This is a genomic window from Novisyntrophococcus fermenticellae (assembly GCF_018866245.1).
Classification (GTDB): domain Bacteria; phylum Bacillota; class Clostridia; order Lachnospirales; family Lachnospiraceae; genus Novisyntrophococcus; species Novisyntrophococcus fermenticellae.
Genome location: NZ_CP076458.1, coordinates 2,542,020 through 2,557,649 on the forward strand (window position 1 = coordinate 2,542,020; position 15,630 = coordinate 2,557,649).

Consider the following 15,630-nt stretch of genomic DNA (forward strand, 5'->3'; position numbering starts at 1 on the left):
GGAAATGAGGTGTGGAGATGGGAGAAACACAAGAGCGAAGATATGGTCTGCTCATGGCCATCGCAATGATTGTAGGTATCGTAATAGGATCCGGTATATTTTTTAAAGCCGATGATATTCTTGTTCAGACAAAGGGGAATGTGGCCGTTGGGTGCCTGGTATTGGTAATTGGTGCTTTGGGAATCATCTTTGGAGGCATCACCATTTCCGAATGGGCAAAGATCACCGATGATGCAGGTGGTCTTATCAGCTATGCGGAAAAATCATTTGGGCATCCGTTTGCCTTTATCCTGGGTTGGTTCCAGGCAATTGCATACTATCCCGCATTGACCGCTATTGTTGCCTTTGTTGGTGCAAATTATACGCTGTCGCTGTTTCCGCAGCTGACATTTGGCGCCTATGGTATCTGGATCATAAGTATTCTTTACCTCGTGCTTCTCTATTGCATGAATATCTTCTCGGCCAGAATCTCCGGGTATTTCCAAACGTCGTCCATGTTTATAAAGCTGATTCCCTTGTTCTTGATTGCAGTACTTGGAATCATCTTTGGGAATCCTTCCAGCTCCTCCGGAGATGGCTTTGGCCTGCCTGCAGTTATGTCCTCCAGCGGTGCAATTATTTCTGTTGCATTCTCCTATGACGGGTGGTCTATCGCACCTTCTATCTGTCATGAAATTAAGAATGCAAAGCGAAATCTTCCGCTTGCACTGATTATCAGTCCTATAATCATATTGATTGTCTATGTAAGTTATTTTCTGGGGATTTCCTATCTGATCGGACCTCAGAAAATAATGGAAATGGGTGATCTTGCTTTTTCTCTGGCTGCCAGAAGCCTGTTTGGAAGCCTCGGTGAAAAGATTATGCTTCTGATGGTGATTATCTCCGTATTGGGTACTGCCAATGGACTGGCCCTGGGCGGAACAAGGGTTCCCTATGCGCTGGCTTTGCGAAAAGACCTCCCCTGTAGTGAAAAAATCGCTGAAATTCATCCCAAATACAAGGTTTCTGTAATCTCTTCATTACTTAGCCTTGCATTCTCCGGATTCTGGTTGTTTGTACATTTTCTGTCTGTAAACGTTCCGGTCATAAAGGATATGGGGATTGATATCTCTTCTATTCCAATTGTGATCATGTATATCTTTTATACGATACTGTATATAGGGATTATTATCCGAACAAAGAAGGGGCTTATTAAGAACAAGCTTACCGGTATCCTTTGTCCGGTCCTGGCAATTCTGGGTGCTGCCACTATCTTATACGGAGGACTTACAGCGTCAAATGCCAACATATATCTGATTGTTTCTTTCCTGATTTTTGTAAGCGGTATTTTATTTTACCGATATATAAAGCCCAAATCAAGTTGATTTAATATTGTATAAAAGGCCTCTGGTTATTTTTTCCAAACAATAGAAACAATTTATTCTTTTTTTCTTTTTTTGTCAAGTAAGTGGACAAAAATAGTGTATAATAAAACCTATACACCAGTGTGCACTTTAACGCTTGCCAACGGCTTTGTAGTACACTCTGGAATTCAACGATAGGGATCGGAGATGAACTATGAAAATTGGGATGTTGTTAGAGGAACTTATTAATATTTCGAATGTTTCAAAAACTGACTTTGCTCTTAGCATGAATATGACACCCAGCGGTTTAAGCAAAATTTTGACAGGAAACAGACTTCCTCTTCTAAGAGAAAAAAATATTTTCAGCAGCGAGGCTGCTGCCTATTTTACTGAAAAAATATTTAGTCCCGGATGCTATTTAAAGTTTAAAGATATATTTCCGATAATTTATGACTTTCATTTTAAGAGTGAACTTGAAATATTTTTAATCTGTGCAATTGATTATGCATTGGAAAGAGACTTCGCCGTAGCAAATAATCTGAATATAGATGGAAATGATCAGGGGAAAAGTCTCTTTGGAAAAAGAGAGGTTTTGAATATGCTTTGTGTTCTTTTTTCAGATGCTGTAAGGGACGACGATAGTTTTCCATTAACCCTCTATGGAAATCTTCCTCTTTACGATTCGATTTATTCTGAAATCTTTCCCCGGATTAAACTGGTTTCTCCATTAAAGCAAAAAGGTATCACCTTTAACTACTTTTCCAGTGAATCCGACTTTGAATCAGCCTTAGAGACTCGTCACCTTGAACCAGTTTCCACTGTTATCTATGCACAGCAGTACTTCGATTTAACCTTATGGAGGCTGAATCAGACGATAGATACAGCCTTTTTGTTACTAAAGGGGCGCTTCCTGCTGCTTTTTCATCACCCGATTGAGGCTATTCCGCTTCTCACCATAATTAGCCAGAAGACCTATATGACCATATTTCTCAATACCCTGATGAAGGCACAGCCGACAAAAATCAGTTATACTCCGGATAGTGTGGTCAGCCTCCTGAAGCATGATCCGGCTTATATAGACAGACTCATTCAAACACCTTTTGATACGGTCTATAATTTTATGTCCATCGGCTATCTTCTCGAAAGAGACGAACTCGATTCGTTGGAAGGAGATGCATGTACAAAAGATGATATTTATAAATTATATCATCATGTGCTTACTTCCGAAACAACATTTGCCGTCACTATAGATGCTATGACAAATTTTTACACTACAGGAAAAGCAGTTGTACCGCTTTTGGGCGCTGTTGATTTTCCCCCGGAAGAACGTCTCCATTACCTTCACCGGTTCGATGCCCTGATGTGTGATGAGGCTTCGGATAAAATCAAAGTCTTAAATTTGAAATTTCCGAATGCCGTAATTCTATGTTCTGAAGAATTTACGATTGTCTACCTGACGGACGACGAGTTTGAACCCGAAAAGCTGCATTACTTCAGGACATCTGTCATCAGTAAACTTCTTAAAAAGGAGCTTATCGGAAATGATATGAAATTGTTAAGCTTCAGTCCCGATTTGTGGGACACGTATCTGGATGAGTTGAGCCGGTCCTCCAGATCTTTGGTTCTTTCCTGAGTAAAAACCCCCTTGTGAATTCCTCAATGTTGATTTGGAATTCACAAGGGGGTTTTTCTCACTTATCTTTCAATAGATTTATCTTCTTTTCCTCTTAATTCTGAGTGCCTCCGCTATAGCACCTGCACTGGCCAAGAGGATTACCCCATACATAAGCGGTGTGCTTGTATCTCCTGTCTTTGGTGAAGCTGCTAGTTTATTTGTTTTTCCAGAGGTTCCGGATTTCGGTGATTCTGGTTTATAAATGTTGGTAAAACTTTGGTCTCCTTCGTATTCTGTTGATGCCACAAGCTGCCCGTCATTATCTTCCACATTTACTTTTACATTAATTACATGGCTATCATAGGCAACTCGTGCTAACTTACCAGTCACTTCTGCAATTGTATATACATATGTTCCTGCTTCGTTGTACTTGATCGGGTCAAAATAGATTTTACCCTGAGCATTGTTTTGTTTGATCTGAAGAACATTTCCGTTCTCATCTTTCAAGACAAAGCTGAAATCTCCGGCCTTCAATTTCTTCCCTTTAAGAACTTTATTTGCCTGCAATACAACACTCCCATCCGCAGGTTTATAAGTGTTCGTAAAGGTCTGACTGCCCGTATATACCGGTTCAGCCACAAGTTGTGCGTCTTTGTCTGTCACAATTACTTTGACATTGATCACATGACTATCATAGGTGACTCCTGCAAGATTTCCCTGTACTTCTTCAATCGTATATTTATAGATTCCAGCTTTTGTATATTCAACCGGATCAAAGTAAATCTTGCCCTGAGCATCATTTGATAGTGTCTGAAGAACTTTTCCATCCTCGTCTTTCAATTCAAATTTAAAATCTCCAGCTTTCAGATTCTTGCCTTCCAGCACTTTTTGTGCTTCTAATACAACACTTCCGACTGCTGGCCTATAATTATTTGTAAAGGTCTGGTTTCCTTCATATACCGGTTCTGCCACAAGTTGTGCATCTTTATCTTCTACGGTAATCATGACATTAATCACGTGGCTGTCATAGCTGACTCCCGCAAGATTTCCTTTTACTTCTTCGATTGTATATTTATAAATTCCTGTTTCGCTGTACTCAATTGGATCAAAGTAAATTCTGCCCTGGGCATCATTAGACTTTGTCTGGAGTATATTTCCACTTTCGTCTTTCAAATCGAAGCTGAAGTCTCCAGCTTTCAGATCTTTTCCCTCCAGTATCTTCTGCGCCTCTAATACAATACTTCCAGGCGCTGCCTGATAAGTATTTGTAAAGGTCTGACTTCCTTCATATACCGGTGTCGCCACTAACTGTGCATCTTCATCATTTACAGCTACCGTAACATCGATTACATGGCTGTCATAGCTGACTCCCGCAAGATTTCCTTCCACTTCTTCAATTGTATACCTATACGTTCCAACTTCTGTGTATTTAATCGAATCAAAATAAACTTTACCTTGGGCATCGTTCATCTTTGTCTGAAGAACTGTTCCCTCTTCGTCTTTCAATGTAAAACTGAAATCTCCGGCTTTTAGTTCTTTTCCAATCAGTTCCTTTTGTGCTTCTAATATGATGTTTCCATCTGCCGGTTTATACGTGTTCGTAAAGGTCTGACTTCCTTCATATACCGGTGTTGCCACTAACTGTGCGTCTTTATCTTTTACAGTTACCGTGACTTTGATTACATGGCTGTCATAGCTGACTCCTGCAAGATTTCCTTTTACTTCTTCGATTGTATACTTGTAGGTTCCCACTTTTGTGTAATTAATCGGGTCAAAATATACCTTGCCCTGAGCATCATTAGTCTTTGTCTGAACAACTGTTCCTTCTTCACCTTTCAGTTCAAATCTAAAATCTCCAGCTTGCAGATTCTTCCCATTCAAGACTTTCTGTGCCTCTAATACAATGTTTCCGTCTGCCGGTTTATAAGTATTCGTAAAAGTCTGACTTCCTTCATATACCGGTGTTGCTACTAACTGTGCATCTTTGTCTTCTACAGTCACTGTAACTTCGATTGTATGGCTGTCATAGCTGACTCCTGCAAGATTTCCTTTTACCTCTTCAATTGTATACTGATAAGTTCCTACTTCTGTGTACTCTATTTGGTCAAAATAAACTTTTCCCTGAGCATCGTTTTTCTTTGTCTGAAGAAGATTCCCGGCTTCGTCTTTTAAGTTGAAACTGAAGTCCCCGGCATTTAGGTCTTTCCCGTCCAGTACCTTCTGCGCCTCTAATACGATACTTCCCGATGCTGCCTGATAAGTATTTGTAAAAGTCTGACTTCCTTCATATACTGGCTCTGCCACTAACTGTGCGTCTTTGTCTTTTACAGTTACTGTGACTTTGATTACATGGCTGTCATAGCTGACTCCTGCGAGATTTCCCTTCACCTCTTCGATCGTATACTGATAGGTTCCCGCTTCTGTATACGCAATCGAATCAAAGTAAACTTTTCCCTGAGCGTCATTAGCCTTTGTCTGGAGAATATTTCCGCTCTCATCTTTTAGATTGAAACTAAAGTCTCCGGCTTTTAACTCTTTTCCTTCCAGTACCTTCTGCACTTCTAATAAAACGCTTCCCGGTGCTGCCTGATAGGTATTCGTAAAGTTCTGGCTGCCTCCATCATATTCCGGAGTAGCAGTAAGCCTTCCGTATCCTTCTTTGTCTTCAACATTAACTGTTATACTGATTATATTTTTATCATATATAATACCGGCTTCGTCCCCTGAAACTTCCTGAATCGTATAATGATATTCTCCCGGCTGATTGTATTCTATTTCATCGAATACAACATTACCTTCAAGGTCATTTTTCTTTGTCTGAATTATTTCTCCATCTTCATTTTTCAATTCGAAGGTGAACAAGCCATCTTCCAGTTTTTTTCCTTCCAGAATTTTATGTGCTTGCAGTACTACAGATGTCGGTGCATATTCACCTTCTTTATAATTCTCAAGTAAAATAAGATTAGCATCATCTCCTGTTTTTCCATCAACAGATACAACCGTTGTATCATCCGTCTTCTCAACTAAAAGAGTGTGATCGCTCTTATCAAGATTATATCCTTCCGGAGCATATGTTTCTCTAATTATAAAGCTTCCGGCAGGCAAACCTCTGAGTATCAGTTTCCCTCCCGTACCCGTGGTTCCTTTTCTGACCACAGTTGATCCATCTGTCGCAAAGATTGTGAATTCAACCCCCGCAAGAGGAGCTTTCGTAGTTCCATCAATCTTGGTAATCTCAACCCAGCCACTCTTTCTCATAGTAGCATTACCATCTTGACTACTGATTTGATATGAACTATTGGTGTTTTCACCTTCTTCATCACCACCATAAAGTTTTACATGATTGGTTACTATTCCCGGCTCACCCGTCACATCGGTCAGATAGCTGAAACGATAAGCTTTAATATTTTCCGGAATGCTGAATGTCAGTATCCTTGTTTCATTATCGTAAGAAACATTCTTCCCAATAACAGGTGTAACTTCATCTCCTTCTGTATAGCTGCTATCCGCATTCAGCTTCAATTCTGTAATCTTTATGTTTCCATCCAGAAGCAGATTTCCATTCGCATCTGTACGCAGATCAAGCCCCGTTGGTAATGTGTCCTCGATTTTACTGAATGTATTATCAAGTTCATAAGGTTTATAGTCTACAGTCCAGTTCACAACACCCGCTTCGACTAGTGCAGCCTCTTTAGATAATAATGAACTTTTAACTGTAACATTACGCTTAGATTCAATTCCTGTACTCCAATTTTCCGAGGTCATTTTTACGGTATTTGTTACCGTATTATTACTATTTTTCCCAAAATATTTTTCCAGAGTTTCAGCATTTGGTTTCGCCTTAATAAGAACAACATAAGGCTTATCCAATGTTTCAAATGTTAAGGAAATACTGTTTGCTGTCTTGGTGTGGGTCAAACCATCAACCGTAACAGGTGTTGTGCTTTTAGCAATTACACTGCTTTCCCAGTCATTTTTCGCAGCACCTTCAAATATTAAGTAATCATTTCCAGAAGTAATTTCTGACAGTTCCCAACCATCCGGTAATGTATCCGTAAGCGTTACAGTTCCCAACGGATTCCCATTTGCATTCGTCAGATTTAAACCATCAGCATTTACACTGATACGGAATATCGCTGATTTATCCTGATAATCAAAACCATCATTATTCCAGTCATCCAGAACATCATTCACTCCAGAAGCCGGATTATCTGTATAACCACGTTTAATCATTTCCTTCTTCAACATAAAACTTGGATAGGAAACTTTTGCATCAGCTTTGTTTAATTTCGTATCTTTGCTATAAAGGGAAGCTGTATTCTTAACATCTTTCCATGTATTTGATACAAAAATATCCGGGTTTGTGACAACAGATTCAAAATCAAAAGTAGCTTTCTCGCTTGTAAACCCGGTAACGACTAGCAGGTCACCCACACGTTCTCCGTCTTTCATAACAGGAAGTACTTCTAAATTAAGCCCTTCTCCTGAGAAAGAACTATCTTTATACCTCTGATTGAATTGGGGCGTCAGACCTTTGATGACATCAGCACTAATGTTATCAACAGACAAATCTGTTACTTTAGAACTGCCTTCCTTTCCATATAGCAATAAATCATAGACAGTAGTATCCGGTATGGTCTGGCCTTTCGGATCAACATTAACTGTCCATTGAATGGTCTGATTATCTTTGTCCGAAATTTGACCGCTCTTACTGATTGCATTGTATCCAATTCCTACGTTGACATTACCAGTGCCTATTTCTCCATGATTGTCCCATGCAATAGAAGCTTTATTTTTATAGTTTGTCACACCTGCTGTGTAATCTTCATCTGGAACTTTCGTTACAATTGTCAGCAGAACCTTCGTATTCAGGACTCGGTCGCTTCCAGATGTTGTGTTTCCGATTTCATACACGCCATTCTCGTCTGGTTGAATGTCTATTGCCTCATTCCAGGCATTTTCATTCCAATACTGTACTGTTGCCTGTTTCAGTGTCAATCCTTCTGGTAGCACATCTGTCAGCACTGGATTTTTTAATGTAGCTTCCATATCATTAGCCGTGATAGTCCATGTAATCGTACGATCCTTTGGATTATAGACTCCACTGCTGCCGTCCTGATCACTCTTTCCTTTTTTATCAATCCACTGTGGTGTGAATGAAATGGATCCATTACCCTCAGTAACATAGTTGTCTTCATTATAAAGCTCAGCTTTGTTTCCAATCCGTTGTGAACCGCTTGCATAATATTTCTCATCCGAAATGGTTGTTTTGAATTTAACAATCTGTTCGCCTTTTGAATTCTCCGGAAACGTATAGCTTAAATTATTATCTGTTACATCAGGATCATCGACGCTTGTATCATTGACAATAAATGAGCCTGGTACATATTCGCCGACATCCTTTAAGTTATCTTTTAGCTCATATCCAGCAATATCTACAAAATTTGCTCCTTGTTTCCCGGAAGCCTTTACTGTCCATTCCACAGTTTTATCAGCAAGATTTACTTCACCGGATTTACTCATGAAATATTCTGTTTCAATCACTGGCTTCTCAAGATTGAATTCACGGTCGAAGATTTCAATAATCTTGTCTCCTGAACCAGAAGTCCCGCCCTCTTCTTTCAAATCAAAGGTTGCTTTAAAGGAAACGTTTACCTCCGCCTTCTCGCCGTTAAAGACTTCATCGTTTCCGTCAAAGTCAACTCGCGCTGTCACCACTCCATCAACATCTATAAAGGTTACATGTCCAACAATAACACCATCCGCTGTCTTCAGAGGAATTGCTTCTGATGAATCAGGAACCTTGATCGAATTACTTAAGGGTATTAATGCGTAATCCCCTTTCTCAATATATGTTCCGTCATCTCCTCCGTCTCCCAGAACAGGAACATCAAAGGAAGCAGAAAGCTCTACTGGCTGATCATCCAGGATTACCCCATCATCTTCTATTTCTTTTCCGTTCTGCTTTACAGATGTTAATAGAGATGCAAGCAAATTTGTTACATCTTTTCCCGCTGCAAAAACACTGCGTTTTATTGACTGTTTTTCATCAGTATTAACTGTAGACTCAGAATTCTGTGCTTTGCTTTCGTCAGTTTTTTGTGCAGACATACTTACAATATAATTCTTATTAAGAATTGATACATTGTGGTCCCCGGAGACCCCATTTTCACCATCCGTATTATATGCCAGATTCAGATGAAACTCGGCAGCTATGTCATCGTTTGACTGGTCAAATGCCTTATCATCCCAGTTAAATGTTATACTTGCGGTAATCTCACCTGAACTGTCATTTTTAGTAAACTGGATATTTCCGATTGTTTTTCCTTCTTTTGTAAACAGGTTTGTACTCTTTTCTCCAACCAGATTAAATCCCTTAGCCACATGAAAAGATGCAGTATCCCCATTTTTTACCTGGATATTCGGAGAAGCTTCATTGTTTCCTATAGGTATTTTAAATGACACCACTGCTGAAACATTGTCTTTGGCGGATATTGAACCATTATCGGCAATTTCCGTCCCATTCTGGCTGACAACAGCCTTGACATTCGTGAGGGCAGATGTTTTGTCTGTTCCCGTATTTTCAGCAAAGGCAATGCTCGCAGGCATGCTGCTGAAAATCATTAATACTGTCATTACCCAGCTAATAAATGAACGTATTTTTCTTTTCATTTCTAAATCTCCCTTCTCAAAATTATTATTTTTTAATAAATATAAGAAATCTATATTCTATTCAATACTATACTGATTCTAATAATTTTGCTTGAATTTTAAAAGAAGTAATTGTTATTGTTTTTGTATGAGAGGCAATTTACGGCATTGAATTTTCTTTATTTAGAAAATAGAAACACAAGTCTTTGACAGTTGCAAATCACTTAAAAAACTCCATTCGGAACTGCTGAAAATAACAACTTATTCAAGAGCGTATGTGTAGGAAATTTAAGAATATGAAATAGATAATATCAGAAAAAGGCAGCCACTCCACTTTAAATAAAGCCAGAATGACTGCCTTGATTTCATTACACTACCAACACTTCTTACAGCGTCCATACCCCTGTGCTTCTGCATCGGCCAGGGACATTTGATAAGCATTGTCCGGATTCATTCGTCCACAATCCGGTATACTGTGATATTTACTTCCGGTCTCTGATATCCAGACCATCTCTCCCTGCGTCTGCTGTGGCTGCTCTGTCGGCTCAGGAGTGGATTCAGGCGTAGATTCCACTACACGCTGAACATCCGGTTGTGGAGCAGCTTCTGCCGCTGCTTCAACAGGCTTTTCCCCGGGAGTCATGGATGTACTTGGTGCGGTACTCCACATAATATCCGCCCCGTCGCTTTCGGCAATAACAGTGCCCTGTTCGTCCATTCGGAATATCTGTATCCCATGCGCCTGGAATAACGCCAAAACAGAGAGATCCGGATGCCCATATTGGTTTCCTTTCCCACAGCTTATAACGGCATAGTCCGGATTGATTGCTTCAAGCAAGGCTTCTGAATTGGATGTTTCGCTGCCATGATGCCCGGCTTTGAATACATCTGCTTTCAGATTAATACCCGTATTTAAAATATCCTTTTCCGTCCGTGCTTCAGCATCACCGGTAAATACAAAACTGTTCTTCCCATTGACGAGCCTGATACCCACCGACCAGTTATTCAGTTCGTCGCCATAGTCGGCATCTGCATTGGGTGCAAGAATTGTAAATTCCGCTGTTCCTAAAGCATATGTATTCCCTGTAACTGCCTGCGTGATACCCAGCCCTTTATCCTGAATCGCCTGCAGTACATCCATGTAAGTCTGTGATGTGTGTGTCTTTCCAGGCAGGATGACCGTACCGATTTCAAAGTTATGGATTACGTCATCCATACCCCCGATATGGTCTTCATGTGGGTGGCTGCCTATCACATAATCAAGTCTGGTTACACCCTGCTGCTGTAAATAGGCTACAACCGCCGCACCATCTTCATTTTCTCCCGCATCAATGAGCATGTCCGCAGATGGCGTGTCTATAAAAATACTGTCTGCCTGTCCGACATCTATGAAATGAACCGACATCTGTTCGGACTCCGGTGTCGGTTCAGGTGTCGGCGTCTCCGTAACAGTTGGCGTTGGCAGGGGTGTTTTCTTCGCATTCGCCTGATCCGCTTTAACTGATTCCCGGGCAGTTTCCGCCGGCTGACTGTCAGCCGGCGCCGCCGCATATGCACTGATTGAAATCAGTAATACAGGTACAGCAATTGTGATAAAACGATTTAACTTTTTATCTAAATGAAATCTTTTTAATTGCGCCGTAACCACAGGCAGCAGTGATATGCCAAACAACAGCATAAAAAATCCGGATAATCTTCCTTCGGCATTACCAAAATCAGTTAATCCGGCAAGTATAAATAATATACCCATAACCCATCGTGTTATATTAATTCCTTTTTTCATTCTGTAATTTCCCTCCTCACAAATACTAACCAAATGATACACCTTTTATGGCTGGAAAACAATGGCGAATAAACCGGCTGAAATATTATCCTTATATTACGCAAAAACAGAGTACATCCTCTTTTAAAGGATATACCCTGACTTATATCATTTATGAAAACCTTAAAAAAGCAGATAGCGGGGGTCGAACCCGTCTCTCCAGCTTGGGAAGCTAGCGTTCTACCGATGAACTATATCTGCATGCATTCTATTATATCGCCTTTGCTAAAAAATAGCAAGAAGTTTTTTGATGCCGGGGAGGAAGTTTCCACATCCGTACAGAAAACCTGCCACCGGCAGCTTTCCTCGCATACTTTGGTATAAACCTTCCCTTCCTCCGGAAAAACAGGTGAGCATCCCTCAAAGACATGCTCACCTTAAGTTTACTGCATTACATATTTCTCCAGTGTTGCTGCCACAGCACCGGTACCGGCGGCAAGTTCTTTATAGTATCCCAGAACCAGCTCTGCAAGGCCCGCCTCGTACAAATCCACACCGAATAGTGCCGGATTTTGCATGAATGGTTTCAAAACCTTTTCTGCATCCCCTACTTCGCCTAATCTGAGGGATGCCAGAGCGGGGCAGATGGAAGAAAGCATCGGGTCCGGGCTTAGTTCAAACTCCTCTCCGTTGTCATCTACTCCCATCAGATAGCGGAACCACCCGGCATATACAAGTGGAATCATCTTCAAATCTTCCACTGCAAGTTTTTCATCTTCCAGATAGGCCTTGATTGTTTCTCCAAAACGGATGGCCAGCTTCTGCGAAGTGTCCGTAGCGATCCGCTGCGGAGTGTCCGGCATGAATGGATTCGGAATTCTTAAGTTCACAACCTCGTCAATAAATTTCCGGGGATTCAGAATACCAGGATCCGTAACGACCGGAAGCCCCTCCTGGTATCCGATTCTTTCCACCAGCTTTTTTAAGACGGGATTCTTCATTTCCTCAGAAATTAATTGATATCCCAACAGACATCCATAGACTGCAAGTGCCGTGTGCAGCGGATTCAGGCAGGTACACACCTTCATACGCTCTACCTTTTCAACGGTTCCTCTGTCAGTAAAGATTACGCCGGCCTTTTCCAGAGGCATGCGGCCGCCGGGAAACTTATCTTCCACAACCAGATACTCACACTCTTCGGCGTTGACAAATGGTGCCACATAGGTTTTCTTACCCGTAATGATTGGCTTTACATCTTCTATGCCATCTGCTTCCAGAATGGTTTCTACTCTCTGGTCCGGACGGGGGGTGATTTTATCAATCATTGTCCACGGAAAGCTGACACAGCCTTCATCCTTCAGGTATTCCGGAAAGCCGGGTTCCGTCAGGCCTGCCTTCGTCCATGCCTCTGCAAACTCCATAACCGCGGCCTGCAGCTTCCCCCCATTATGGGAACAGTTGTCCATGCTGACCATGGCAATCGGCAGCTTTCCTGCCTGATAACGTGCATAGAGCAAAGAAGTAATCTTGCCTATATAGCTGACCGGTCTTTCCGGTCCGTTCTTCATGTCCAGGTCAACAGCGCACTGATAGTTTCCAGAGGCATCCACAAGCTGATATCCTTTCTCGGTAATCGTAAAACTCGCCATCTGAAGCGAAGGCTTCACGAAGATTTCATTTATTCTGCGAAACTCAGGCTCATTTTCACTGTCTAATGTTATGGATTCCACGATACTGCCAATTACGTGCTTCTCCAGCGTATGATCCGCCTTCAGGGTTACAAGAATGCTCAAATTGTCATGGGGGATATTTACCATCTTTATGATATCGTAGTCGAAACCTTCCGCAACTACCAGTCCTGTATCACAGATTCCCTGATTCAGAAGCTTCTGTACCAGATTGGCCTGGAAAGCACGAAAAATATTTCCGGCTCCGAAATGCAGCCACTTCGGTTCTGCCTTCGTCTTCTCCGTCACTGCCGCCCTGTCAAATGTGGGCACCTGATAACCGGCGTCTTCCCATGCTCTGCTCTTCAATCCTTCATCATCCAGACGCATCTTTAGCCCCTCCTTGCATTTTTGTCGATTGCTTCCCATAAACCATTAAGATATGTGGCTCCCAAAGCACGGTCATAAAGTCCATACCCCGGCATAGCCTTCTCCCCCCAGATCATCCTTCCATGATCAGGACGAATCGGACCTTCGAATCCTATCTCGTATAAAGCTTTCATAATCTCATACATATCAAAAGAACCGTCGGAAGAAAGGTGTGCTGCTTCCTCGAAATCATTTTTTGAGTTAAATTTCAGGTTACGCACATGGGCAAAATGGATTCTTCCCTTCAGTGAACGGATCATATCCGGCAGATCATTCTGCAGATTGGTTCCATAGGAGCCGGAGCAAAAGGTCACTCCGTTATGCGGATTGTCTACCATATCCATCAGACGCAGAATATTTGTTTTGTTTATGATGATACGGGGCAGTCCAAATACGCTCCAGGCAGGGTCATCCGGATGGATTGCCATATGAATGTCATATGTATCACATACAGGCATCACACGCTCCAGAAAATACTTCAGATTGGCAAAAAGCTTTTCGTCATCCACATCCTTGTACAGTTCAAACAGTTCTCTGATTTTTGTCATACGCTCCGGCTCCCACCCGGGCAGCATAATACCGTTAGAATCCGCTTTGATAGATTCAAACATCTCCTCCGGCTTGATTCTATCCACAGCCTCCTGCGTATAGGCAAGTACCGTAGAACTATCCGGACGCTTTCTGGCCAACTCGGTACGGGTCCAGTCAAAGACAGGCATAAAGTTGTAACATACGAGATGAATGCCCGCTTTTCCCAGATTCTCCAGTGTTTCAATATACGTTTCAATATACGCTTCCCTGTCCGGTGTCCCAATCTTAATTGCATCATGAATATTCACGCTCTCAATGCCGGCCAGCGACAGACCAGAATCCTCCACTTCTTTTTTCAAATCCATAATTTCATCATAGGTCCATCGTTCACCAGGCATCTTTTCATACAAGGTTGTGATGATTCCGGTGACACCGGGAATCTGGCGGATCTGTTCCAGCGTTACCGTATCATATTTACTGCCATACCAGCGCATTGTCATCTGCATAATTTATTCCTCCCTTTTGATATACATTGTTATCTATCGTTACTAATTAGTATACACGATTATTTTTGCATTTTAATATCATTTTTTGCTTGATTTATTGCAAAAATTGCTGTATTCTAGGTTGGGAACTATAATTGAAACCAAGGAAACGATCATATGGCTAAAAAGCGAGTTACAACTATGGCGGCAGATGATGCGCGCCAATATATGTTAAGAGAAAACTTTGAAATATATGAAAAGTCAGGTGTCCCCAGCGGTGCCATGGAAATGCACTTTCATAATTTCTATGAAATCATGCATATTACCCAGGGGGAATATGCGATACTGCTGAACAATATCACCTACCGTCTGAAGCCCGGTGATTTTATTCTGATTAACAGAAACCAGTTCCACCATTACCAATACGTGGAAAAGCAGCATGACAACTGCCGCAGGCTTCTGATGTGGATATCAAAAAGTTACCTGGAGCAGCTTGCAGGCCCGGATGTGGATCTTGCTTACTGCTTTACCCAGAATAAAACCCCAGCCTGGCATTTTCCTGCGCATCACCGGGAGCATCTGAATAAATACCTTACGAAGCTTCTCTATCTGGAGAGCGATGATAAAACCTCCGGCGGGGAACTGCGTCTGTTGGAAAATGCTTATCTCACCCTGTTTTTTGTCTCTTTAAACCAACTGTGCCGCCATCCGGAATTTTCATTTGCCACAGAAAACACCTCCAACAATCCTATGATCCGGACGCTGACAGATTATATCAACGGGCACATTGAACAGCCTATAACGCTGGACATGCTGGCGGAACAGGCGCACTTAAGCAAATACCATTTTGTCCGTATCTTCAAGGAACTGACAGGGATGACCGTACATGACTTCATCAATCATAAGAGAATCATAAAGGCCTGTGAGTTAATCTGGGAGGGCGAACCCCTGGGCAGCCTGTATCAGCGCTGCGGATTCTCCGATTATTCCTCCTTCTTCCGGAATTTCAAGGCCATCTATGGTATTTCTCCCCGGGAGTTTAAAGCCTTTTATGAAAAGGATACGGACCTGCCATAAATCAGGCACCAAAAGGTCATGCTTTTCCATGCAGGCATGAAACGCATGACCTTTTGCCCCTATGATATCC

The 15,630-nt window shown here is 41.7% G+C and carries 7 protein-coding genes and 1 tRNA gene; 3 read left to right on the plus strand and 5 right to left on the minus strand.

All coding sequences use genetic code 11. The annotated features are described in order from the left end of the window. Positions 1-17 precede the first annotated feature (17 nt). Both KNL20_RS11660 and KNL20_RS11665 read left to right on the plus strand, forming a co-directional pair. Positions 18-1,364 (plus strand): APC family permease, encoded by a 1,347-nt coding sequence (locus KNL20_RS11660; RefSeq protein WP_230397914.1) that lies wholly within the window; start codon positions 18-20, stop codon positions 1,362-1,364. A 193-nt stretch (positions 1,365-1,557) separates the two neighbouring features. Next, positions 1,558-2,976, plus strand: coding sequence for a hypothetical protein (locus KNL20_RS11665; protein WP_230397915.1), 1,419 nt, complete (start codon positions 1,558-1,560; stop codon positions 2,974-2,976). 78 nt (positions 2,977-3,054) lie between these two features. Here KNL20_RS11665 and KNL20_RS11670 read toward each other — a convergent pair whose 3' ends face one another. The 5 genes from KNL20_RS11670 to uxuA form a co-directional block, all read right to left on the minus strand. After that, positions 3,055-9,630 (minus strand): Spy0128 family protein, encoded by a 6,576-nt coding sequence (locus KNL20_RS11670; RefSeq protein ID WP_230397916.1) that lies wholly within the window; start codon positions 9,628-9,630, stop codon positions 3,055-3,057. Between the two features lie 352 nt (positions 9,631-9,982). Then, positions 9,983-11,392, minus strand: a complete 1,410-nt coding sequence (locus KNL20_RS11675; RefSeq protein ID WP_230397917.1) for a ComEC/Rec2 family competence protein — start codon at positions 11,390-11,392, stop codon at positions 9,983-9,985. A gap of 169 nt (positions 11,393-11,561) precedes the next feature. Beyond that, positions 11,562-11,632 (minus strand) — tRNA-Gly (locus KNL20_RS11680). A 182-nt stretch (positions 11,633-11,814) separates the two neighbouring features. Continuing rightward, positions 11,815-13,428: a mannitol dehydrogenase family protein gene (locus tag KNL20_RS11685; protein WP_230397918.1), complete on the minus strand. Its 1,614-nt coding sequence runs from the start codon at positions 13,426-13,428 to the stop codon at positions 11,815-11,817. Positions 13,429-13,430: 2 nt separating this feature from the next. Beyond that, positions 13,431-14,504 carry a mannonate dehydratase gene (gene uxuA, locus KNL20_RS11690; protein ID WP_230397919.1) on the minus strand — a complete coding sequence of 358 codons (1,074 nt, stop codon included), beginning with the start codon at positions 14,502-14,504 and terminating at the stop codon, positions 13,431-13,433. A gap of 156 nt (positions 14,505-14,660) precedes the next feature. Between uxuA and KNL20_RS11695 the strand changes: the two genes are divergently transcribed. Further along, on the plus strand, positions 14,661-15,560 hold the full coding sequence (locus KNL20_RS11695) for a helix-turn-helix domain-containing protein (RefSeq protein WP_230397920.1): 900 nt from the start codon (positions 14,661-14,663) through the stop codon (positions 15,558-15,560). The last annotated feature ends 70 nt before the right edge of the window (positions 15,561-15,630 follow it).